We start from the raw sequence: 21,506 nt of genomic DNA, 5'->3' as shown, positions 1-21,506 counted from the left end.
TGGTTTTCGATACAGAATCCGCATACAGGTCAACAATTTAAACAGGCTCTGACGTGAGAAAAATTCGTTTTGGGGCAGCAGGCAAGAGTGTGCCTTTCGACTCTTACTCTGGCTCGTCCTCATCCCTGTTCTGAGACGCAGAAGCTTCACCATGGCGTTCACCACCGCGTTGTGGAGCGGCGTCGTTATCCAGGCGAGCGTAACGCGAACCCCCGTGCCTCTCTCCGCCACCATGGATCTTGTTCACGGTCGCCCAAGCCCGGCGCTCAGCCTCCTCCTCGGAGTAGCCTCGTGCTTCATAGGTCTCTTCAATATGTTCCGCCTGCCGTATCTGCTTCTTTGTATATTTGGATTTATCTCCAGCTGGCATCTTCTATCTCCTTTATGACGTACTGCGTGAGCAGGAGCCAAGCCTAATTTTGCAAGGATTGCTCCATCTTAAAAATTCGAAATATTCCGGCTAAAAAGGTGGACTTGGATGCCTACAGTAAGGGGAAACCCGAAAAATTGAGGACGCCCTATCTTGTAGTTATGTCATGAATGATAGGGCGGGGGATTATGCTGACTTTGCTGTCTTGTCCCAACGCGCCAGCGCCTGGGCGGCCCGCTCGAAATCGGGCTTGACCCTAAGCGCCTGCCGATAGCAATCCACGGCCAGCTCATGCTGATGAATCTTGCTATAGGCCAATCCCAGGTTGTAGTAGATGGCATAAATATAAGGATTGTTACGGACCGACTCCAGACACTTGGTGTACATTTTGATGGCGCCAGGCACATCATGGTTTTGGGAAAGCTTAACTCCTTCATTATTCAAGAACTGCACAAGTTCCGACTGTCCGTGAGAATCCTGCAGGACGTCGCACGCTTCGGCAATCCGTCCTTCCTTGATGGCAATACTGGCCATGACTTCGCCCGCCTGCTTATTCTGCGAATCCAGTCCATGCAGGCTGCTCATGGCCTTGTTGGCAACTTCAAAGTTCCCAACTTCGTAGTTCGAAAGACCCGCATTCAAGAGAAGCTCGATATTCAGAGGATTGAGTTTCATCTGCTGATTCAGCATTTCGGCGGCTTTCGCAAAATCCTTCTCAAGCAGATAAGTCTTGGCAATTTTATGCGCGGCCGCTGCTGATAAGGGATTGTGCTTCAGTGCCGCCACAAAGAAAGGTCGGGCCTTTTCAGGTTTGCCACTGGTCAATTCGATTTCACCCAGCAGCAGCAGAAGCTTTTCGTGATGGCCATGGGTTTTCAGCGCCTGGATAGCCATTTCGCGAGCCATATCCGCCATGCCTGAAGCGAGAGCGGAGAGGGCTGCACGATAGTCTTTTTCAAAGGGAGTCAGGTTTGATTCCTCGATGAAAAGACTGTTGAATTTCTTCTGAATCTTCTCGGCATGAAATGGCTTGGGTAATACGAACTTGATATTGAATTCCTGCAGGATGGGCAAAATCAGATCGGAGAGTTCATCGATCAGCAGGAGGTGGGCTTCGGCTCCATAATTTCCGGTCGCCCTTAGCTTCTGAATCAGGGTCAGTCCGGTCATATCGGGCAGCTCATTGTGAATCACGAAAAAGGGAAATTGTTCGCGGATACAGACCTCATAAGCGGCCTTGGCGCCCTCAAAGACCTGAAGATTGTGGAAACCAATGGAACGGAGAATTCCGGCAAAGGTATCACCTTCCGCCTTATCCTTGGCAACGATTGCGATGCGCGAACTCTTATTCATCGACATATTTCCCGCCCTGCTTGAAAGCATCATGATCGGCTCAATCAACCTGCTTGGGTATCATCGACCACTTGCCGTGGACTTTTAATCCAGCAGTCTCAACATGGTTTTTTCATGGAATTCTTTTTTCTGGAAAACGCAGGAGGGATGTGGGAGAACTGGCGAATCAGGAGGATACGAACATTCTGCCCGAGGGTAAGATTTGCAAATCCTTCGTATGGCGAGGTCAAAGCTCAAGGTCCGTACACGGCCAGACCTTGAGCTTCGGAAGTTCTTACCAGCGCAAAAGCGTGGCGCCTGCATAATCGCCCGCATGAGAAAATCCTGCGAGGCAGATCAGGTCCCCGGGTTGGAACGTTCCCGCCGCGGCATGCTCGGCCAGAGTAATGGGTATTCCGGCCCCAAACAGATTTGCATAACTCTGGAATGTATGCAGATGCTGCTCTTCGCGAAGCTGCAGAGCCTCACGCCAATTCCTAAGAAAATGCAGATTCGGTTGATTGGTGATCAACCATGTGATGTCACGGACAGACACGCCAGCTTTCTCGCAAACACGTCGAGCCATCTGCGGCACCAGCTTGTTGCCTCGGCTGATGATTTTGGCAACCTTCGCTTCCGTGAAATCAATATAGCCCGAGGTGAGACCGGGCTCCCAGTATTTACGGCCGTCGTCATAGCTGCCAAACATATCCTCGGCATAATCAGAAAAATTTTCCAGGACGGACGCCACGATTTGAGCCTGATCCTGCCTGGTCACATAAACCACGGCACAGCCATCACCGGGAATGGCAGCTTGAGCTTTCTTGCGCGTGGAAGCCTGGGCAAAGATCCGACCGCCTGCGGTCTGAGCCGTACAGAGCAGAGCCGAGTTCAGATCATGGGCTTTCATCAGTGATTCAGCCAGCTGCAGCATAAACAGAAAGGCCACACACCCGGTGTTATGCAGATCATAAATATGCGTGGCTCGCAGTCCCGTTTTCTTGCAAACCACAGCTCCACAGCCAGTAAAAAATTCATCAGGAACGGCGACATTGGTGAGGAGGATATCAACCTTATTGTCTGGCATCTGCGGCAGAATTTTCTTCACGGCATTCGCGATCAAATCGGCCCCGGTTTGATCCCGCTCCAGATGACGCCGGTATTGGGTTCCCATAAACATGGGATTATGCGTGCTCTGCACATCCTCGCCAAAATATGTGTTGTCGACGATGCGCTCGGGGAAAGCTGTGGCCAGCGATTTCAGTGTGAGTGACATGCGTTTTGCTCCCGATACTCCAGAATACGTTTCAAGTTTTCAAGTTCCACAGCGTGACCGGCATAAAAGAGGTCCCAAAAATCACCGACCCAAACCGGGCGTCCATCAGGTGCCGTTTCCGGATAAGGATTCTTGTCATAATAAGGATGTCGGCAGTTTTGCCAAAAAATAACCGAACCCGGTTTATTCAGAACGCGCTCCGCGGGCACAATGCGATTCAAATAAATCATCCAGAGATCATCACCTTGATCCCAGGCGCAGTGATAATCCACGATCAAGGCGTTGGGGTCACTGTGGGTGCGGCAGTAGATTTTTGTATGTTTGCCAATGCGGTCTTCCCCGACCAGGACACCTGGCAGATGGGAAGGTTTAAAATCCCGGACGCTGTAGCTCCATTCTTCCAGGGAATAGGGATCAGACATGTAAGCAAAAACTTTTTCCGGAGGACAGTTCACATAAGTATGGACCGGAATAAAATCGCCATAGAGTTCATCATGAGGATAAACGGCATGAGTCATGTGCGAAAGCAGGCCGCTCATCTCATCCTTGGGCGTCACTTCAATACGTTTAAGATTGGGTATTTGGGAAAGCATAAGGTCTCCTTGTTAAAAAGGGCTTAAAGGGGGGCGGTTCTTCAGGATCGGTCTGGATGGATATCACAGCCGGCCCCTCAATATTTTTGATTTGCTGAAGTGCAGCATGAAGTTCGGTTTCATTATAGACATCGAAAGCAGGCAGTCCTGGAAGCATGGCCCGCATTCCGGCTCCCAGCCGAGCCGGCTGAAAGAGATTGGCTCCCCCAGGGGTCCCTAAATAAAGGGCTTCGCGGATATGACACATCGCGTGTCCGTTGTTGTTAAAGAGGACAAAAACCACAGGCAGCTGATGTTCCCAGGCCGTGTGAATCTCAAGCCCATACATATAGAAAGAACCATCCCCGGCAATCACCAGGCTTCTTTTTTTCGTGACAGCCGTGGCCCCGATAGCGCAACCAAAGCTGTGACCCATGCCTCCCATTCCCAGGGCCACGCTAAAGCGAGAGCGGCCATACTGAGGGTAAAGATGGATGGCGGCTGCTCCTGTATTGCCCGCGTCCACAAAAATATCGGTCTCTGGAGGAAAGGCCTCGGCAAGATGATGGATGGCGCGTGCCATGGGAACGGTGTGAGGTCCGGTCTGAAAGGGAATTTCCAGGGCCTGCGGGCGGGCTGGAGGCGTTTGAAATGTCAGAGCCCAAGGTCTGGTTATGTCCCTCAGGATCAAAGGAACGTCACCGAGGATGACTCGCATGCCGTTCCCATCAAAAGTTGGCTTGGATCGACTGTGCAGAAAGATAATCTTTTTCTGCTGCAGGACATCCATGGAGGGACGACTCATAAGAGGCAAACTCGTCCCAATGATCAAAACCAGATCACAGGCCAGCAGGGCTTGCTCGACGCTGGCGTGACCCATAATACCGGCCAGTCCCACAAATTCCGGGGCCGAATGATCCCATAAACCTTTGGCATCGGGGGTCACGGCAACCCAGGCCCGATTGTGTTGCACAAATGCTTTTAAATCATCCTGCCAGCCATGAAACATAATATCTTTGCCCGCAATCACCAGGATTTGAGTGGCCTCTTCCACCTCCTTGCGGGCGGCTGAGAGAAGGTTTGCATCAGGCCTGGGAAACGAGCAGTCCGGCTTCACAATAGGAAAACAGGATACGGCCTGATCCCAGAGTTCACGAGGGACCAGCAGGACGGCAGGTCCACGCTTCTGAACGGCCGCATAGAGGAGGCTGTGCATCGCATCGGCAATCTCCGACGCTCTTTTTAATTTAATGGTCGCGACCGATACGGGTGAAAAAATGCACTCAGCATCGATACGGTTCAGGCCACCTGATGAATCCTGAAAACCACCCTTTTGCTCCTGATCACTGGCAATCTGCCCCGCGATTACCAGAATGGGAACCTGTGAAGCCAGAGCTTCGGCTAAAGGAGCCAGAGTGTGAAAGGCGCCGCCACCCGAGGTGGTGAGAACCAGACCCGGTTCACCTGTCACGCGAAAGGAGCCTTCGGCCATGGTTACGGCATTGGCTTCATGTTTGGCCAAAAGCACCTGGACTTGTGGCCTTTGGCCAAGGGCATAAAAAAGAGCTTCAATATTGGCGCCACTGACCCCAAAGGCCTGGCGAAAACCTGCGGTATCCAAAGCTTCCGCAAGGGCATAAGCCAGGTTCATATCCCATCCCACTTCATCTGCTTCAAGCTGTGAGCCAGACGCCTGAAATCGCGGCGGACAACATCATCCTTCTGGGCAAAGCACACGCGAATCCAGCCCTGTGCTTTGGTCCCAAACGCGCGTCCTGGGACGACCTTGATGCCATCCTCTGCCAGCCGACGGGTGGCGATCTCATCATCAGGCACCCGGATGAGCAGAAAAAAGGCGCCTTCAGGAGCGACAAAGGACAGCCCAGCGGCCGTGAGAATTTCGCAGGCAATGGACCTGGCTTTGTGATAGCTGCACGGCAACCAATCGGATGAACCCAAAAGTTCCAACACGATTTCCTGGCCCAGGGACGAAACGCAGCCCACACTATTTTGCAAGTAAGACATCAGATGAGTTGCATGGCCCCGCGGGGCACAGATCCAGCCGATGCGAAAACCTTGAAGACTAAAGGTCTTGGAAAAACTATTCACCACATACGTGCGCGGCGTGATCCCAGCCAACGTCTGATGCGGCTCGGTGTAAACGATTTCACTGTAGACTTCATCACTGATCAGCAGAAGGTCCGGAAAATCTTTAAGCAGAATTCCCAGTTGTTGAATTTGCTCCGGACGCAGCATGGCGCCCGTAGGATTATGCGGTGAATTGATCACCAGCACCCGCGTATCAGGGGTCAAGGCTTGCGCTATGGATTCGATATCAAACGCAAATCCATGTTCGGTATGCACCAAATTATAGGTGCGGCTCTTCACTCCAATCAATTCAGCAAGTCTTTGATATGGAGGAAAGCCGGGATCGGGCAGCAGGATTTCTTCACCTGGTTTCAGAGCTGAGCGCAGCAAAAGATCAATGCCATGGATCGCTCCATGGGTCATGAAGACCATGTAGTCTGCGGGATTCAGCTGGGGATAGAAACGATTTTGTATGTTCTGCCGTAATGCAGGAAGACCATAAGCTGGGTAGTAGTGATTGATGGCCGCCAGGTCCAACAGGGACTTGCAGATTTCCGCAGGAAAATTTTGGCGCCGGGGCTCACCCAGACTCAGGTCACAGACCAGGCCATCGGAGCGAGAATCAGCTTGGGACGAGAGTGAAAAGGGAGCCGCATTCACGAGATTGGCTGTCATGTGTTGCCTCGTGGTTCGATAATCTATTCGACTCTTAGGTTTGATATTGATTTGTGTCAAATGCATTGAACTTACAATGTAAGTAGGCGGGATTTTGCGGTTTTGTGAATCAGTCTTGAATCATCGGGCTGGCATGCTGCATTTGATGTAGAGAGGATGCGTTGAAAGATGGTTTCGTCTCACGCTTGCAATCTTCATAAAACCCACGCGTCATCTGCATGGAATTAAGCAGACGTTGGTACAGATGCTTCTGTCGATAGGCTATGCCCTGTTCCATTTCGAAAGGCAAAATGTCGTCCGGCAATTCCTGAAGCCAGGTCCGAAAGCGCTTTTGGTGGGTCATGCGATAGCTGAATTCTGAGGGTAGAGTTTGCACGATTTCCTCGGGCCGCAAACCCTGACTTCGGGCTTTATCGACGAACAGGATCAAACGGCGTGAATCATCGATGCGCCGCTGCATATCGATCATGCCCATATCCAGGCGCTTCAGCTGAGCATCAAACAGAGCGTGCGGCTTCAGATAGATTTCGAGTTGAGCCTGCTTGTCAGGTGAAAGCTCGGGCTTGATACGCGCCCTAATATACGTCTGATAAGAGTCCAGAAACCATTGCAGGAATATTGATTCATTGAGCGGCATAATGTGATCCACTTGAACAAGTGAATGCAGAATTTGAAAGAGCCCCTCACCATTCAAATGGAGAATGACGGCAGAACCTTCCGAGGTCATGCGACCCCAGCCGTGCTCATCATATTTTTTAAAGAGGCGCAGGATCTGTACGCTTTGAAATTCAAACTCCGGGCAGTGAATGGAGGCTTCGAAAATATTCTTCACCAAATCGATGGAAAAGAGCACATCCCGGGCACGGACCCGCTGCGACGTCAGACCTGCAATCAGGAGTGCCGTGCGTACGATTGGGTGAGCTGGAGCCTCGCGATTCTTTCGTGCCATCATCGTTCCCATCCTGCCAGAGTCAGACATCTGGATACACCTTTGAGACGATTTTTAACTCATATATTGACAACAATCGCTGAAAAAAATGGGTCGTTCCGGTGGGCGTGAATGACGAGAATGTCGTTTGCGAAGTCCTGTCAGCCTTTAGGTCCATCATGATAGGTCAATGATGCCTCTATCACTCACCTTAGGCGGTGAAGAGAGACAGAGCCTCTCCTGTGCGCTCAGTCTCTCTTTTTATTTTGACCTATACCTTTCGATTATTGGGTAATGGATGGAAGAGTTGGGACGAGCTCGGGACGTTCCCTTTGATGCCAGTAAGGGTAGGGTACTCGGGTGGCGCTGGCGGCATCGAGGCGAGCCACTTCATCGGCCGAAAGCGCCCAACCCAAAGCCCCGAGATTCTGTTTGAGCTGCTCCTCATTGCGCGCTCCCACGACAATATTTGCCACCGTGGGACGTCGCAGAATCCAGTTGAGTGCTACCTGCGGAATACTTTTATCCCGTTCCTGGGCGATTTCATCCAGCACATCCACGACACGATAAAGAAGCTCATCCTCGTAGCTGACAAAGGTAATCTGCCCGAGACGGCTGTCCTTGGGCGCCGGTTTATTACGCCGGATTTTTCCACTTAAGGCGCCACCAGCCAAAGGACTCCAGACCACCGTGCCGACACCTTGATCGAGACCTGCGGGGATAAGCTCCCATTCCAGCTCGCGGCCGACCAGAGAGTAGTAAACCTGATGAGCCACATACCGGCTCCATCCACGGCGGTCGGAGGCGGACAGTGATTTCAGAAGGTGCCATCCGGAAAAATTGGAGCAGGCGATATAGCGAACCTTGCCACTGGTCACCAGATCATCGAGAGCTTTAAGGGTTTCCTCCACCGGAGTAAAGGAATCGAAGCCATGCATATAATAGAGGTCGATGTAATCCGTACCGAGTCGCTTCAAGCTGGCTTCACAGGACTTGATGATATGCTGCCGGGATGAACCAAAATCATTGGGTCCGGATCCCATAGGAAAGGTGGATTTGGTGGCAATGAGCATCTTATCGCGCCGCCCATCGATCGCCTGACCGAGTATGCTTTCCGCCAGGCCTCCCGAATAAACATCTGCGGTATCAAAAAAGTTTAGACCCGCGTCCATGCATATATCAACCAAACGTTTGGCTTCCTGAGAATCCGTGCTGCCCCAGGCTTTAAAAAAATCGTTCGATCCACCAAAGGTAGCAGTGCCAAAACTAAATACTGGAACCTGCAGTCCTGATTGTCCAAGTCTTCTGTATTCCATAATCCTGTCCTTTTTCTAGACATGCCAGCCGACAGACTAGAGCAATCCCAGGGTCTTTTCAATCCAGGCCGTTTGCGCTTGAATTCAGCACGAATCCATCAATACTGGTCCAGAACTATCATGGAGGACTGATGTCATGACGGGTGCGCTCATTAATATCGACGTAAGTGATATCAAACAGGCGACGGCTTTCTATTGTGAAGTTTTTGGACTGCGTGTCGGTCGCCGTTTCGACCAGGAATTCGTCGAGCTGCTGGGCTTTGGTGTCCCCTGCTATCTGCTGCAAAAAAAGCCTGGGACTGCGAGCATTCCGGGTGGAAGCCATACGAGGGACTACGTAAGACACTGGACACCGGTCCACCTGGACGTTGTCACCGAGGATATCCAGGCAGCTTACCAGCGCGCCCTCACGGCCGGAGCCCGATCGGAATCCGAGATCAAGACGACCCCTTATGGCAAACTCGTCCTGATGTCCGATCCCTTTGGTCATGGTTTCTGTTTGATCGAATTCAACGAGAAGGGTTATGATGCGTTAATACCCAATGCTACGATCTAAACACGTCACGCCCGCGGAGCCCGGCCCTTATGCAATCCTGCGACGACACGCTTGAAATTTTCGAGGCCCAAGGCGCTCCACCCTTGCCGGTCACCAGTGATCAAGGCTACGTGGAACATGAAGGGGCCCGCATCTGGTACGCGACCTACGGGTCCGGTCATCCTGTGATTATGCTGCACGGTGGGCTCGGGCACAGTGGAAATTGGGGCTATCAGGTCCCGACCCTTATCATTTCTGGCTATAAGGTTGTTCTGATAGACAGTCGTGGCCACGGCCGCAGCACCCGTGATGCCCGGCCGTTCCAGTATGAACTCATGGCCTCGGATGTTGTCGCGGTTATGGATGAACTGCAGTTAAAAAAAGTGTCGATCGTGGGTTGGAGCGACGGCGCGTGCATCGCCATGATCCTTGCCATGAAGATTCCGAAACGTGTGGCCGGCGTCTTCTTCTTTGGTTGCAATATGGATCCGAGCGGCACCAAGGACATTGCACCCAGTCCTGTTATGGACCGCTGTTTCATTCGGCACGCTCACGACCATGCGCAGCTGTCCGTCACCCCAGACGAATTCCATGATTTCGCCGCAGCAGTGGGCGAGATGATGAAGACACAACCGAATTATTTTGCGAAGGATTTGGCCGATATCAAGGTTTCGGTGGCCATCGTCCAGAGTGAACATGATGAGTTTATCAAGCGCGAGCATGCCGAGTATCTTGCGCGCAGTATCCCTGGGGCGGAATTTATCCTGATGCCTGACGTTAGCCATTTCGCGCCTCTGCAGAGGCCCGAGACATTTAACGTCGTGATGTTGGATTTCCTGGGCAGGATGCTTTATTAAGCGGAGATCGGGAAGATGCTGAGGCTTGAAGCCTCAGCTGTCCTATCTCAGTTCTTTTCTTTCAGACTGCAGGAATAGCTGCCTTTATAAGTGTAGCCATTCACGGAATGAAACAGGGTGTGAAACGCCAAATCCGTATTCACGACATCGATCCCATCACAAACTGAAGTGTTCACTACGGTATAGCCGCCGTTGCATTGTGTGCGAAGGGCGAGTGCAACAGAGGTCAGCTCAGCTTTTTCCTTGTTTGCATCGAACTCACCGGCCTTATAGGTTTTCTTGCCCGTGGCTGAAAGCGTTACGCGCTTGCCAAATGGATCTGCATCGTTGAATACGGCGCCATCGCACAGCACCACATACTTTTTCTTATCGGAGGATACGGAAGAATCATCCGAACCTGCGTCGCCGCAAGCGACAGTCAAAACAGGAGCGATCATCATGGCGAGGGTCAAGGCTTTGTGTTTCATGGTTTTGTCCTAATGTGAATCGTGTCGGCCTTGGAAGGCTTGATAGGTAGGGTGTTAGCAGTTAGTTCGAAAAAACGTCAATCATCGGTTTGTGGGAGTGCCGCACAAAAGGTTTTCAGAAGCCGGCAGTGTGGACCACATGCACCGGCTGGCGTCACTCGATTGGTAAAATGGGAAGTCGTTTCAAAGCACTAGGCGGAAGGTCATTTCTGAAGACGGGGCGACACGCAGAAATTAATTTTTTCTGGTGTGATAAGACTTCTTAAATTGGATCAGCACGACTCATGCAAGCCCATGCAGTATTGCACGGTCTCGTCAGGCAGTCAGCTGATTTGATGGCTTGAGGAAACACAGCTGTTGAACCAACGGGAGACTGGATAGGAAAAACGGTTCCAGCCCATGCCGCAAACAGATCGCAGCTTCCTGATCCGCTCGACGCGGATCCTTCTTGAGGTGGATGTTTCGCGCTTTTTCGCTCGCGAGTCGCTCGGAATTTTCTGCTCTATGATAGATTTTAAAGCCCAAGTTTTTGCTGATCTCCAAAATATGATCGAGGGATGCAACCGGGGCTTTGGCTTCAATGACCTCATCGAAGTAATCACGGACGGCTGCCGATTCCTTGCGGTTCAAACCGGGTGGAACACACATTTCAAACATATAGACGAGGCTATTTGAAGCCGCGAGCTGAAATAGCCTTCTCAAGTAGTCCTCAAGATCGTCAACGAAACCCGCCACCAGGATGGAGAAAGATAAATCAAATGTTCCTTCAAAAACTTCCGGAATATCCTCGATGGCGAACTTAAGGACCTGAATATTGCGGCTGCGCGAAGCGACCACATTCTTGACGGAAAATTCAAACATATTCGCCGCGGGTTCAAATCCCCAGCACCGTGCTTTGGGGAAGCATTTGGCGATATCAATGAGATGCAGGCCTGTGCCGCAGCCATACTCTGCAATCTGCGATACGGCTATGTTTTTCGAATGAAGCCAGCCCAGAATTCTGGACAGTTCGGACTTCAGTGTATCCTGTGAGTAGCCAAATCGCGTCTCAGCTCCACGCCAGGACTCATTCTGCATGAAATTTTCGTAGGCTCGGCTTCGAATAAGAAATTGTGCTTGTGCTTCACCCATGGGCCTGCTCCTGCATCCAGCGTTGCATGGCCGAGCTGACAACCAAACGAAAGCGTCGCAAATGGGACAGGATAGTATTTTGGTTCATCTGCATGTCCTCACCGATCTCCTTGATGCTGCGTTTCTCCAAATAGAAAAGACAGGCGATCTGACGACGGATAGGATTCTTGTGATGCTCAATCAGATGATGCAGGGCCGCCAGGTGCTGTTCCAGCTCGAGCAGGGGGAGTGCAAACGTCTCATCGCATAGGGGCTCGTCGGCAATCTCGGGGAACGTTTCCACTGGAGCCAGGCGCTGCAGCACTAATTTTTGAGCTTTGACCTCATTCAAGCAATGATTGCGGGCAATCACTTTGAGCCATCCGGCCAGACAGGTGTGATTATCCAGTTGGCCCAGGTTTGACCAGGCCTTGATGAAAATATTCTGGACCAGGTCATCTGCGGCCGCATCGCAGAACTTGAAGCGCGTGACTATCTTACGAACCATCAACTCGTGCGACCGATAGATCAGACTGAAATCTGCTCCAGAAAAATTCTGTTGGGTCATGGCTGACATAGGAATCCTCGCATACTCGGTAGCTTTGGTCCGCCGTGAGGGGTCAGTTGGGAACGCGAATCTCCCCGGCGTGAGCCCCTCTAAGCAAGAACATTGCCGCTATGCAATGCGCTGATATCACTGAATTCGTTTCAGGAAAATGATCCAATTCTTTGTTTTCAAAGAAGCGATTCTTTAAAATAACTAAATTTGGTGCGTCTGAATGTCTTTTCTGAGTGGGTCACGCCAGGCCCCTGTGCATTCCTTGGCGCAAACTCCATTCAACTCGACGATCTCGTTCGGACAAGCCTGCAGGAGTCTTTCAAATACTTTCTCTTTCACTGGACATGAAATCGTGGAGCGGTAATTTGGGTAAACCAATACTCCGTCTTATCCAGGTCAATCAAACTTAGAGCCAGCATATTCAAGTGCTCGTCAAAGCCATAAACATCTGCGACCACATACGCGCCAGATACCTTAAATTTTTCGTCGATGGGTATTGTAACCAGACTTTCGCTACCCCCCGGGTTATCGAAGTCCACTTGAAACTCGATACTCGGATCTGCAAGGCTTCTGATCGACACAGTCCCGCTTATGAGAGGCTGCTCTTCCGTGGTCGTAATGCGGACCTGCATGGTATCGACTTTTTTGTAACTTGCGGCATCCACCTTCACCGAAAGAATCGCGGGCCCTTCCGGAAGATCCCCACCGATTGTTTTGAATTGAGGCACGGGAACATTGGTCCCAGGAATAACAAGGTCGCCGGGTTTGATTTCAATTTCGGTGACGTTCTGCCCGGCGTCGTACAAGGAGATGGACCTGAGCCGGTATGTGTCATTATCCATACCGTAGGTGGAATAAGGTTCAATTTGAAAATCGGGTCCTTTGTGCTCTGAGAAAAAGGGCAAACTGAAGCTAATAGGAATGTTATTGGCAGGATGTCGACCGACAAATTGCGCGATGACAGCCACAACAGGAATTTCTGATTCGACTGTAACTTTCACGCTCAGGTCCTGGCTAAGATCAGCCAGATCAAAAACTTCAGGAGCGACGATGTCTGTAATGACCGGCGCTTTCGCATTCAAAGGATAACCCGCGGTTATTTCAATCTCGGGAACTTTAGAACTTGTGCCAGACAGGACAGGGTCTTCTGGAGCCACGTCCGTAACCTGTTCAGAGAAATAATCATGAACCTTCAGGGACTGCAGGCGGTATATCCCTTTGTAAACCAAATTGGAGTGATCGATCGCAACCCGATACCGACCATTTCCTTTGCGGTAGACCTTGGAACCACGAATATCGAAAGATTTATCCGACCCCACAAGTTTGAAACCAAGATCAACCCTGCTCATGTCCGAATCGGTATCCACCGTCAGTTCCAGATATCGGCGTGTGGCATATTCTGTCTTCGCCGGTTCAAGTTCCAGGGAACGGACGCGAGTGGTTTTATCACTTTTAACAAAGCCATCCGTAAGGACCATGCTTGCATTCGGAACAGCCACTTCTTCGCTTAGAAAATCAGAAAGAGGCGCGTCCGGGCCATTCGCTGAAAGAAAGGCACTCTTATAAAATCGCGTAAATATAACCAAACGCTTTACAAAGACAGTACCATTGTCTCGCAGACGATCCCGCTTAAAGAGTACGGAGAGGGTCTTTTCATCCTTAGAGACCAAAACTTTTTGTTCGGAGCTTTCGACGAGTTCTGGCTTTTCCAGAAGACCAAGTTCAGCTGATATCGTGGCAGCAGGCAGAGGTTCCGCAAATGTCATATCCAGCTTGAGATAATCCTTGCCATAGGGACCAAGATGCAGGGTTATCGCAGGCACTGGTTGGGTGCCATCGCTTTGAGACATTACGAAATCTTTTGAAGTATACTGCTCCAGGCTTTGCCAGTTACTTTCGCTATCACCGCCGATCAAGCAAAGGCGTAGCGTACGATTACGTGGTTTGGAATCCATCACAGCTTGAGGAATCGTAGTTTCAATGCCGATTGCGTCCGAATACCCTTCCAGGTTTTTGCAATCGATGCTTTCCAAAAGGTCCAACTTGTACCGATATTGGGAAACGCGGTGCCCTTGCACCTGGCCTGGAAACTCAGCACTATCCTTCAGAATATGGAACCCAGTTGCTTCCAGCTGCGCCTGAGGACTTTCATACCGCGCCCGGATTGTCGCCACATCCTGCTCGCTCAGGCCCAGGTATTCATCCTTGTCATTGGCTTCAAAAACCTTGCAGTAGTTCATAATCGAATTAGGATCAAAATCACCAATCTGCGTGGCATCCTGTTCCCCCGACCGATCCGAAGTCTGCTGATAGCGGCAATCAACATCATCCTGGCGGTTCATCTCATGATGAAGCCCTATGGCGTGTCCAAACTCATGAAGGGCCACGTTCGCCTGGCAGTGACTGCCCGAATACTCATTTAAACATTCATGAGAAAGGCCCAGAATCACTCCGTTGGGGAGACCCTTCAGACGATTCCCGAAATCAACAACCCGGCTCCCCTCGCTGTCCTTCTCAAACTGCACCCGAAGATCGACCGACTCATCATCTTTACATTTTTCCCAGCCGGTATACTTGAATCCTGCTTTGGCAAATTCCGACGTGACAGCGGCAGCGACCGTGGACTTATCCAGATCAAAGCCATCCTGCTCAAAACACGTCGTGATAGTCGAAGAGGGCCAGCGATCGTCAGTGTGACTCACATAGCCATGCGGCTTGCTGTTTTGCGGCTTGGTACAGGCGCCAAGCGTCGTTACGATAATGAGGGCAAGAAAGGATAATCTCATCTTCTGCATGGCTGATCCTTATAAACCTGAACGGGGAAAAGTCGTCCCTATTTAAAGACTGATATCATCGAGGAAAATTGCAGGGTTCGGAGAAAAAAGTGGCGGACATTTCATGAGAACGAAAAAACGGACAACGTGGATCCGTAGTTCCCTGTTATTTCTGCTTTGGATAGCAGGCTATGATACGATGACATGGTGAGAGCCCAGAGTCGGCTTGCCCAGTCCATAATCACAATGGTAAGCGCAAATCTGGTCGGAAGGCTTACCTCAATAAGGTCGAACCCATGAATGTAGTCCTGCAGAAAATAATTAAAGACTAGGTTGTGACTCTAAGAAAGCCAGAGACCACCGATGCAACTTATCTCGCCGACTACTGGTTCGGTCCTCAGAGTTCACATTTGAGAGCGTCTCTCGACATATCCATGTTGGGCGATCGGGCCAGTATGTTAACCAGGATGCAAAATGTGTTCGCTGCCATGCCCGAGCAGGGCCCATGGTCGACCCTGGTGGGTGAGATTGATGGTCTACCGGCGGGCGCTGTACTCATTAACAACCTCGTCCCAGACCAGGAAGCCCTGGTTCATGTTCATATCTGGAATCCCGACCACCGTCGCATGGGGCTTGCGTCTTCCATGGCCTGGGATGCTTTCCTCTATTTTCTCGATAGCTTTTCCCTCAAGAAACTTGTCATGCAAATCCCAGTTGAAAACCTGCCGGTCATCGAACTTTTGAAATCTCTGGGTCTGGTGCCTGAGGGGACCTTCTTCGGAAAAGCGGCGCCTATTTGCAACGAAGGTCACTATGTGCGCTTTTCCATCGATCGAAGCTCGTTAGCCGGTCGTACCTGAGAGGGCTAAGAACTGATTATTCATAAAAAACCCATCTTGTTTTGCATCATTTTTCTTGCCGTATCTTGCACCCTTTTAAGCAGGAAAACCGAGACTGGTGCTGAGCACTCCGTGTGGCTTCCGCCTTCTCCTGGTCAAATTCCTTTTCAACAGGGCATTGAAGCGGTCAGCGAGAGATTTATTGGTGCTCCTTTTATCGATAACGCTCTAGGGGAAGGGCCTGGAAGTCACGACCCGGATCCGACGTTTCGCCTTGACGCCTTCGACTGCACAACATTTATCGAAACGGTTTGGGCCATGTCCCTTGCGCCGGAGCCCAAAGAACATTGGACAGACCATCTTCAAAAGATTCGCTATCTTAATGGCGAAATCGCCTTCACCCAGCGACTTCACTTTATAAGCTTGGATTGGATGCCTTACCATGAAAAGCGTGGCGCGATTGTGGATGTTACACGCGATCCAGGACTCCCACTCGCAGAATCCCTAACAACGATTGATCGCAAGGCTTGGTACAGCAAAATGCACCCGGCTAAGCTCCGCGAGTTCGAAAGTCGATTTCCGGCGGACAAACCTATTCCGGCATTCATGCATTACCTAACTTTTCAAGAGCTTCTCGATAACCCCCAAGGCTTGAACCGCCTCCGTCAGGAACTTCAGAAAGGCGTTCTTCTGGCCAATTTCATTCGACCCAATTGGGACACAATAAAATACATCGGCACCCGCATTGACGTGTCACATCAAGGTTTTTTGATCCTGAAGGGTGATCGGATTATTTTACGCCATGCTTCGGCTGTACGGGGAAGAGTCGGGGATGAAGACTTTGTAGAATATATGAAGGCTTACAAGGAGCACGCGACGTTAAAGGGTATTCAGCTCGTGCGCTTTAAATCTCTCTAAAACAGAGTCCCAACAGGCTACGTATGCAGCCCGTGGGAATCAAACCCTGAAAACGGTTCAGCGGTTATAGGTCAAACCGTACGCGATGTCATTGGTCACGTCAGTTGCTGGACCTTGCAGTGTTGCATAAGTTGCCTTACGCAGAGTTGCATCGTACAGTCCTTCCGTTGTTCTGCTCAAAGTCAGCTCGACCAGTGCGCCATCAGCAGGACGCATGTCCACCGAGCATTTCAGAGCCAGAAGCTTCTGGCCTTTCTTGGATTCCACGCAGGTCATACCGGTGCCCAGCTCTTCCGTTGTATCGGTCGAAGGGAAGCCGAAGCCTGCGGTGATCACGCGAAGGCTGGCGCTGTAAGTGCCAAACTGGTCTTTCTTCACGCTGATAGTTTCAAAGTTGCCGTCAACAGGACGACGGTCAACGCTGAACGAATAAGTCTTGGCCAAACGGCTTTTGCTTTGGTGACTGGCAACATCAGAACCTTCTGGGTTCTGACCGCAAGCAACAAGTCCGGCGACAAGAGCAAACATTGCAAAATTTTTCATGAGACTCTCCATTTTCCTGGTCTATAAGTGATGATGTCACCCGAGAAAACGTCCTTCAAAAGCGTTACCTCGGTTCGGAGCCAACCTTAACGCGATTTCATGTTCAGGTGGATCTCAATCGGTGCCAAAAGTTAATTCCTGTTCACCATCAGCGAACACTGAAATTCTGGTTACTTTCGTGCACGAGGCGAAGCTTAGGACGACAACAAAGCGAAGAAGAATAGCAGTAGTGACGCGGTGGAAAAGATGAAACCAGTGACAACTATGTATGTTAAAAATGCTGGCTAACGACCTAACCGATCATTAAGAATGACAAATTCCCTTTACTCAGTAAGATGTGCTCGCTAGTGACTAGCATTTGACTCTAAGAACGCTGTTTTATTAAGACTTTGGCTACCCGGTCAGTGCATCTTTTCGTTGCGAACGAGCCAACTATGCATTACCAAGTAAGCCGCATTGCAAGAGGCCTTATGGTAGATCCAGCTTCTGTCATCCTATCCAGCACTAGCTTAGTAGCACTGAGATCGCTCATTGCTCTGCGTCGCTCTGTTGACTCAAAATTCTCCTATAGCTACATCTCCAAGCGGATTGGAATCAAATCCAGAAGCTATCTGTCCGAAGTCTTCAACGAGAAGAAAAAGCTGAACCCCAAGCATGTCGTCCCCATCGTCGAGCTTCTGGCCTTGCCACTCACCGAGGCCGAACTCCTGAAGGGAAAGCTCATGCTCGACGTCGCCGACCTTAACGAGGCGGAGGCCGCCCGTATCCGATCCGAGGTTCGGGACTCAGAGAAAAAGCTCACGTCAGGAACGTTGGAGCTGTCCGGGGTCCGGGATATCAATCTCGTCATGCTGATTGGCGCCTGTCTGCACCTCTTCAAGGATGGCAAAGCGATCAAGAACCAGATTTTCGATCTTTTCAAGAGAGACAGACACCTTGAAGTGGAACAGGGCTTGTATGACCTCATCAAAAATGGGCTCCTGGTTAAAGAAGGCGACCAATACAGCTATTCGCCCGATTACACCAACATTCTTCACGTCTATCTAGCCACGAACAAGAAAAACGAGATTGATTATCTCAAATCGTCGATACGCGAAGCCCTCGATCATGTCAGCGACTTCCAGAACAACCCTCAGGAAACAGTCTTCTATAGCGGCATCATCACAGCTGAGAAGGCCAGGTATCTCCAGGACCTGGACTACGTAAAGCAAAACCTAAGAAGTGCTCAGTCCCGCATCGAATCGAACTCAGGCGATACCATCATACGATTCAATGTACAAATCTATCCCGTAGCCACCCATGCAAAGAGGATCTAAATATGAACCCATCACCTAACCGCGGCTTTAAACGATTGGTCTTACCAATATTCTTCGTCTCCTCCAGCTTGGGACCTTTCCAATCTGCAGAGGCTCATTCGTATTCAGACCGGCTTGCGAAAAAAGAGTTTTTCTATCTCAAGAAGACCGCTGAATGGTTCAATTACCTCGAGAATAAGAGTTATGTGGAAGTCGTGGGGACGAAGTTTATCGGCTTGCAAGCTGCCTTCGATGAGTCGAGAACCTGCTTATACGGATTCAGTCAAGCCAGCTTTGAAGGCGCCGGTACCTTCCAAGTGGATACCAGATTTGTTTGCTTTGACACCGATCGCTATAAGCTCAACCTGCAAAAGGAATGGTGCGTAGTAGGAACCGAGGGATGTGAGATCGATCCAGGCGGAATCTCCATCGGCATTGGCAACCTGGACATCGCAGAACCGGTTGGCCTCGACGACGACCTGCCCATCGTCAAGCCAGGCAGCTTTATTAATTACTACCCTAAGCGTTTGGATGTGAGTGTTATCAAGGCCCTGCGTTCGCCCTTTAAACCCGGAAGCGAACCTTCGGTAACAGATCCGAACGGATGATGCTCGTCTCTAACCAGGACTCTTAGGCCATCTCTGTGAGATGGCCTGGTTCGTCAAGACCCTGCCTATCAAAATCCAGTAACTCCTGCAGCGAGACGCTGTGACGTTCATAGTGAAAACGCTTTTTTCACGAGATCATTCGAGTCTGACGTGCACTTCTTGCATGAAATAGCCAATATCGATATAAAAATCCCGCAGTATTTGACTGTCACACAGAAAGTGTGACGATATTTCATTAAGCCAAAGGAGTGTCACTTGCAAAAGTGTTGGAGTTTCCTTCTCATATTTTGGTTCGTGGCAGGATGTGTCCATTCCAGTCGCGCAACAAAATCTGATCAAGAGCTGATGATTAACAATGACAAACAATATATCGACTGGCGAGCTAGGGCAAAAAGCGTAAATTGGGATGACCTAAAAAAGGTCAACGAAATGACGAGTCAATATCTCAGAGATTATCCTAATAGTGCGCACGCTCAGTATATTTCAGCTGTTATGGATGGAGACTACTCCGAAGTCCTGAGCCCTGACGAGGAAAAGAGAGTGAAGGCTCGTACGGAGAAAACGCTATTTTCTCTGATGGAGCGACTTGGTGATTTTTCGCGAGGAATGCAAGGTGTTCTGCGGAATGAGTACTATTATCATTCCAATCGCTTTGTAGAGCAGTATCTTTTAGGGTGCGAGCTCCTTACATCAGGTGACAAATCTGTAGGGAATTTTTCCATCGGCGTTGGGGGATCTGAATACGCTTTCAAGCTTTTAAAACACGGGCGCTTAGCAGAGGCCGAGTACTTTGCTAAAAAGGCGATAGCAGCCTGGGAAGATCACGCAGCCGCAACCCCACATAGGTCTTATCCGTACCCTTATTTCTATATTCAGGCCTTGGCGATTGGGAAAGATGGAGAGAAGGCCCGGCAGGAATTTGAAAAGATCAAGAAAAAGCCGCAGTATCTTCTCAAAAAGCCGATCTACGATAAATATGAAAGTCGTCTGAGCGAGATTCAACGCCTGCAAAAGTCTTGAGGGTATTGATGCCCGCTCAAGAATCAGCGCAGGCTCTTGGCAGAAATTCCTGGGGTTGTGTCCCTGTCCCGGACACAACCATTCACTTTTTCTCGATGGCGAACCAATCAAAATCGACCGGACCAGCGATCTCGAAACCCAATCGATAGCTAGGGCTCACTTTTTCCATCTTGAGCGGCACACTCATAAGCTGCCAGTCGCCGCTCCCTGAAGGTACCTTGACATCGAGGGATTGAGTCGTTGTCCTTAGGATCAGTCGTCCTTGCGACTTGTCACTCAGGTTTCTCACGCGGAGAGTCACCTGGGCGGGACCTTGGAATGTGCTATTGACTGCATAAGTTAACGATTCTCCGATTTCTGTCGCACCTACGTAAATTGTCCCGGTCTGGTCTTCGCTGAAGATATCAACGTTCTGCTGGAGTTTACTACTTATGGCTTGGTTTCCCTGGTTCCCAGCTGTGAAGTCCGCTCCGCTGACGAAATCTTCAGCCTCCTGTTGGCCAGGCGTTGAGCGTCGATTCACAAGATTTCTCAGGATAAAAGGATTGGTTTCGGCGTCGTTCTGTAGAGCAACCGTGGCTCGTGCGATGAATGCGGCTGGACCGGATTTTTGCAGGTCAACGATTCCACTGTAAGTTCCAGCTTCACATGCACCCTGTTCTGGCACGGAAACTCCAAAGTTGCGTGAAATATAAAATGAAATGATACCCTTTAAGGCATAACCCACATCGGTCTTCACAAAAGCACCACCACCGCTGTCACCACCGCAGATCGAAGCACCTTCTTTTGTACCCGTTCCCGACATAAGAAAGGTCTGGGCAGGATCCAGATATCGAATGAAAGGTTGAAGGCCATAGCTGAGACTGGTCGTCCCCTGGTATCCTCCCAGGAGAATTTCCTGATGGGCCATGACAGGCGTAAAATTTGAAGTCTGTTCAGGACTGATCAACTTTGAGGGTGCCTCGGAAGGTTCGCTGTCAAGTTTCACCAGGGCTAGATCGTAGCCTATGAAGCCGGAAAAGATGCGCTTGCCATGACGGGCGCGCCCCCACTCAAAAGTCTCCAGATAGGTTCTTTGAATCCCATGCAAGCGTCCGTCTTTGCTTCGAATGCGGAAACGATCGACAGGTATCAAGTCAGCCTCACTGGCTAAAATCTCGGCTTCAGCTTCCTTACGAAAGCAGTGACTCGCGGTCAGGAACAATCTGTCACCAAGATAGACACCACTGCATTGAGGAATCCAGTTGCCATTTTCAGACGACACTTCAATAGCCATGACGGACTGCAAATCATTATCGTGTCCTTGAATGCCGTTCTGGATCATCATATGCGAGCCTGTATCCACTCCCTGACCACAGGCAGCAAGCAGGAAAACGACAGGCAAAAGACAGATTCCAGGTTTTGGCGATATCAGCATAGGAAAT

21 protein-coding genes are annotated in these 21,506 nt (G+C 50.4%); 7 read left to right on the top strand and 14 right to left on the bottom strand.

Annotated features, from left to right (window positions below; genetic code table 11):
- Positions 1-103: 103 nt before the first annotated feature.
- The 8 genes from VE954_RS16000 to VE954_RS15965 form a co-directional block, all read right to left on the bottom strand.
- Positions 104-370, bottom strand: a complete 267-nt coding sequence (locus tag VE954_RS16000) for a hypothetical protein (RefSeq protein ID WP_324954492.1) — start codon at positions 368-370, stop codon at positions 104-106.
- A 186-nt stretch (positions 371-556) separates the two neighbouring features.
- Positions 557-1,723 (bottom strand): tetratricopeptide repeat protein, encoded by a 1,167-nt coding sequence (locus VE954_RS15995; RefSeq protein WP_324954490.1) that lies wholly within the window; start codon positions 1,721-1,723, stop codon positions 557-559.
- A 274-nt stretch (positions 1,724-1,997) separates the two neighbouring features.
- On the bottom strand, positions 1,998-2,978 hold the full coding sequence (locus VE954_RS15990; RefSeq protein ID WP_324954488.1) for a 3-oxoacyl-ACP synthase III family protein: 981 nt from the start codon (positions 2,976-2,978) through the stop codon (positions 1,998-2,000).
- The gene (locus VE954_RS15985) at positions 2,963-3,571 is read right to left on the bottom strand and encodes a hypothetical protein (protein ID WP_324954486.1); all 609 of its coding nucleotides are present in this window, start codon (positions 3,569-3,571) and stop codon (positions 2,963-2,965) included. The genes VE954_RS15990 and VE954_RS15985 overlap by 16 nt, the downstream gene beginning before the upstream one ends.
- Positions 3,546-5,201, bottom strand: coding sequence for a thiamine pyrophosphate-binding protein (locus tag VE954_RS15980; protein WP_324954484.1), 1,656 nt, complete (start codon positions 5,199-5,201; stop codon positions 3,546-3,548). Before VE954_RS15980 ends, VE954_RS15985 begins: the two co-directional genes overlap by 26 nt.
- Positions 5,198-6,313, bottom strand: coding sequence for a pyridoxal phosphate-dependent aminotransferase (locus VE954_RS15975; RefSeq protein ID WP_324954482.1), 1,116 nt, complete (start codon positions 6,311-6,313; stop codon positions 5,198-5,200). The genes VE954_RS15980 and VE954_RS15975 overlap by 4 nt, the downstream gene beginning before the upstream one ends.
- Positions 6,314-6,422: 109 nt before the next feature.
- The gene (locus tag VE954_RS15970) at positions 6,423-7,265 is read right to left on the bottom strand and encodes a hypothetical protein (protein WP_324954480.1); all 843 of its coding nucleotides are present in this window, start codon (positions 7,263-7,265) and stop codon (positions 6,423-6,425) included.
- Positions 7,266-7,525: 260 nt separating this feature from the next.
- Positions 7,526-8,557, bottom strand: a complete 1,032-nt coding sequence (locus VE954_RS15965; RefSeq protein WP_324954478.1) for an aldo/keto reductase — start codon at positions 8,555-8,557, stop codon at positions 7,526-7,528.
- A 136-nt stretch (positions 8,558-8,693) separates the two neighbouring features.
- Here VE954_RS15965 and VE954_RS15960 point away from each other — a divergent pair, with 136 nt between their 5' ends.
- Together VE954_RS15960 and VE954_RS15955 are read left to right on the top strand one after the other, a co-directional pair.
- Positions 8,694-9,113, top strand: a complete 420-nt coding sequence (locus VE954_RS15960; protein ID WP_324954477.1) for a VOC family protein — start codon at positions 8,694-8,696, stop codon at positions 9,111-9,113.
- Positions 9,114-9,142: 29 nt separating this feature from the next.
- Entirely contained in the window at positions 9,143-9,949 is an 807-nt protein-coding gene (locus tag VE954_RS15955; protein WP_324954475.1) for an alpha/beta hydrolase, read from the top strand.
- A gap of 47 nt (positions 9,950-9,996) precedes the next feature.
- Here the strand turns inward: VE954_RS15955 and VE954_RS15950 are convergent, their stop codons facing one another.
- From VE954_RS15950 to VE954_RS15935, 4 genes are all read right to left on the bottom strand, one after another.
- Positions 9,997-10,416 (bottom strand): hypothetical protein, encoded by a 420-nt coding sequence (locus VE954_RS15950; RefSeq protein ID WP_324954473.1) that lies wholly within the window; start codon positions 10,414-10,416, stop codon positions 9,997-9,999.
- A gap of 315 nt (positions 10,417-10,731) precedes the next feature.
- Positions 10,732-11,547, bottom strand: coding sequence for a class I SAM-dependent methyltransferase (locus VE954_RS15945; RefSeq protein WP_324954471.1), 816 nt, complete (start codon positions 11,545-11,547; stop codon positions 10,732-10,734).
- Complete coding sequence (locus VE954_RS15940) at positions 11,540-12,103, bottom strand: sigma-70 family RNA polymerase sigma factor (protein WP_324954469.1); 564 nt, start codon at positions 12,101-12,103, stop codon at positions 11,540-11,542. The genes VE954_RS15945 and VE954_RS15940 overlap by 8 nt, the downstream gene beginning before the upstream one ends.
- A gap of 317 nt (positions 12,104-12,420) precedes the next feature.
- Complete coding sequence (locus tag VE954_RS15935) at positions 12,421-14,880, bottom strand: hypothetical protein (protein WP_324954467.1); 2,460 nt, start codon at positions 14,878-14,880, stop codon at positions 12,421-12,423.
- A 314-nt stretch (positions 14,881-15,194) separates the two neighbouring features.
- Between VE954_RS15935 and VE954_RS15930 the strand changes: the two genes are divergently transcribed.
- Together VE954_RS15930 and VE954_RS15925 are read left to right on the top strand one after the other, a co-directional pair.
- The gene (locus VE954_RS15930) at positions 15,195-15,719 is read left to right on the top strand and encodes a GNAT family N-acetyltransferase (protein WP_324954465.1); all 525 of its coding nucleotides are present in this window, start codon (positions 15,195-15,197) and stop codon (positions 15,717-15,719) included.
- Between the two features lie 111 nt (positions 15,720-15,830).
- Entirely contained in the window at positions 15,831-16,616 is a 786-nt protein-coding gene (locus VE954_RS15925) for an N-acetylmuramoyl-L-alanine amidase-like domain-containing protein (protein ID WP_324954463.1), read from the top strand.
- 57 nt (positions 16,617-16,673) lie between these two features.
- Here VE954_RS15925 and VE954_RS15920 read toward each other — a convergent pair whose 3' ends face one another.
- On the bottom strand, positions 16,674-17,159 hold the full coding sequence (locus VE954_RS15920; RefSeq protein ID WP_324954461.1) for a hypothetical protein: 486 nt from the start codon (positions 17,157-17,159) through the stop codon (positions 16,674-16,676).
- A gap of 470 nt (positions 17,160-17,629) precedes the next feature.
- On the opposite strand from VE954_RS15920, the gene VE954_RS15915 reads away from it, so the two are divergent.
- The 3 genes from VE954_RS15915 (at position 17,630) to VE954_RS15905 (ending at position 20,082) form a co-directional block, all read left to right on the top strand.
- Positions 17,630-18,475, top strand: a complete 846-nt coding sequence (locus tag VE954_RS15915; protein WP_324954459.1) for a hypothetical protein — start codon at positions 17,630-17,632, stop codon at positions 18,473-18,475.
- Between the two features lie 2 nt (positions 18,476-18,477).
- Positions 18,478-19,062, top strand: coding sequence for a hypothetical protein (locus VE954_RS15910; RefSeq protein WP_324954457.1), 585 nt, complete (start codon positions 18,478-18,480; stop codon positions 19,060-19,062).
- A 255-nt stretch (positions 19,063-19,317) separates the two neighbouring features.
- Entirely contained in the window at positions 19,318-20,082 is a 765-nt protein-coding gene (locus VE954_RS15905; protein WP_324954455.1) for a hypothetical protein, read from the top strand.
- Between the two features lie 82 nt (positions 20,083-20,164).
- On the opposite strand, the gene VE954_RS15900 is transcribed toward VE954_RS15905, so the two are convergent.
- Positions 20,165-21,499, bottom strand: coding sequence for a trypsin-like serine protease (locus VE954_RS15900; protein ID WP_324954453.1), 1,335 nt, complete (start codon positions 21,497-21,499; stop codon positions 20,165-20,167).
- Positions 21,500-21,506 lie beyond the last annotated feature (7 nt).

The sequence above is a fragment of the Oligoflexus sp. genome, assembly GCF_035638955.1.
In the GTDB taxonomy this organism is placed as follows: Bacteria; Bdellovibrionota_B; Oligoflexia; order Oligoflexales; family Oligoflexaceae; genus Oligoflexus.
The sequence above is the reverse complement of the archived record's forward strand: the minus strand, read 5'-3'. Positions and strand labels throughout refer to the sequence as shown.

Bases quoted from the DNA above. Each gene is read 5' to 3' on its own strand.
- VE954_RS15985 (WP_324954486.1), bottom strand. From the start codon at position 3,571: ATGCTTTCCCAAATACCCAATCTTAAACGTATTGAAGTGACGCCCAAG.
- VE954_RS15920 (WP_324954461.1), bottom strand. From the start codon at position 17,159: ATGAAAAATTTTGCAATGTTTGCTCTTGTCGCCGGACTTGTTGCTTGC.
- VE954_RS15960 (WP_324954477.1), top strand. From the start codon at position 8,694: ATGACGGGTGCGCTCATTAATATCGACGTAAGTGATATCAAACAGGCG.
- VE954_RS15990 (WP_324954488.1), bottom strand. From the start codon at position 2,978: ATGTCACTCACACTGAAATCGCTGGCCACAGCTTTCCCCGAGCGCATC.
- VE954_RS15980 (WP_324954484.1), bottom strand. From the start codon at position 5,201: ATGAACCTGGCTTATGCCCTTGCGGAAGCTTTGGATACCGCAGGTTTT.
- VE954_RS15965 (WP_324954478.1), bottom strand. From the start codon at position 8,557: ATGGAATACAGAAGACTTGGACAATCAGGACTGCAGGTTCCAGTATTT.
- VE954_RS15975 (WP_324954482.1), bottom strand. From the start codon at position 6,313: ATGACAGCCAATCTCGTGAATGCGGCTCCCTTTTCACTCTCGTCCCAA.
- VE954_RS15970 (WP_324954480.1), bottom strand. From the start codon at position 7,265: ATGATGGCACGAAAGAATCGCGAGGCTCCAGCTCACCCAATCGTACGC.
- VE954_RS15940 (WP_324954469.1), bottom strand. From the start codon at position 12,103: ATGTCAGCCATGACCCAACAGAATTTTTCTGGAGCAGATTTCAGTCTG.
- VE954_RS15935 (WP_324954467.1), bottom strand. From the start codon at position 14,880: ATGCAGAAGATGAGATTATCCTTTCTTGCCCTCATTATCGTAACGACG.
- VE954_RS15995 (WP_324954490.1), bottom strand. From the start codon at position 1,723: ATGAATAAGAGTTCGCGCATCGCAATCGTTGCCAAGGATAAGGCGGAA.
- VE954_RS15955 (WP_324954475.1), top strand. From the start codon at position 9,143: ATGCAATCCTGCGACGACACGCTTGAAATTTTCGAGGCCCAAGGCGCT.
- VE954_RS15915 (WP_324954459.1), top strand. From the start codon at position 17,630: ATGGTAGATCCAGCTTCTGTCATCCTATCCAGCACTAGCTTAGTAGCA.
- VE954_RS15910 (WP_324954457.1), top strand. From the start codon at position 18,478: ATGAACCCATCACCTAACCGCGGCTTTAAACGATTGGTCTTACCAATA.
- VE954_RS15900 (WP_324954453.1), bottom strand. From the start codon at position 21,499: ATGCTGATATCGCCAAAACCTGGAATCTGTCTTTTGCCTGTCGTTTTC.
- VE954_RS15950 (WP_324954473.1), bottom strand. From the start codon at position 10,416: ATGAAACACAAAGCCTTGACCCTCGCCATGATGATCGCTCCTGTTTTG.
- VE954_RS15945 (WP_324954471.1), bottom strand. From the start codon at position 11,547: ATGGGTGAAGCACAAGCACAATTTCTTATTCGAAGCCGAGCCTACGAA.
- VE954_RS16000 (WP_324954492.1), bottom strand. From the start codon at position 370: ATGCCAGCTGGAGATAAATCCAAATATACAAAGAAGCAGATACGGCAG.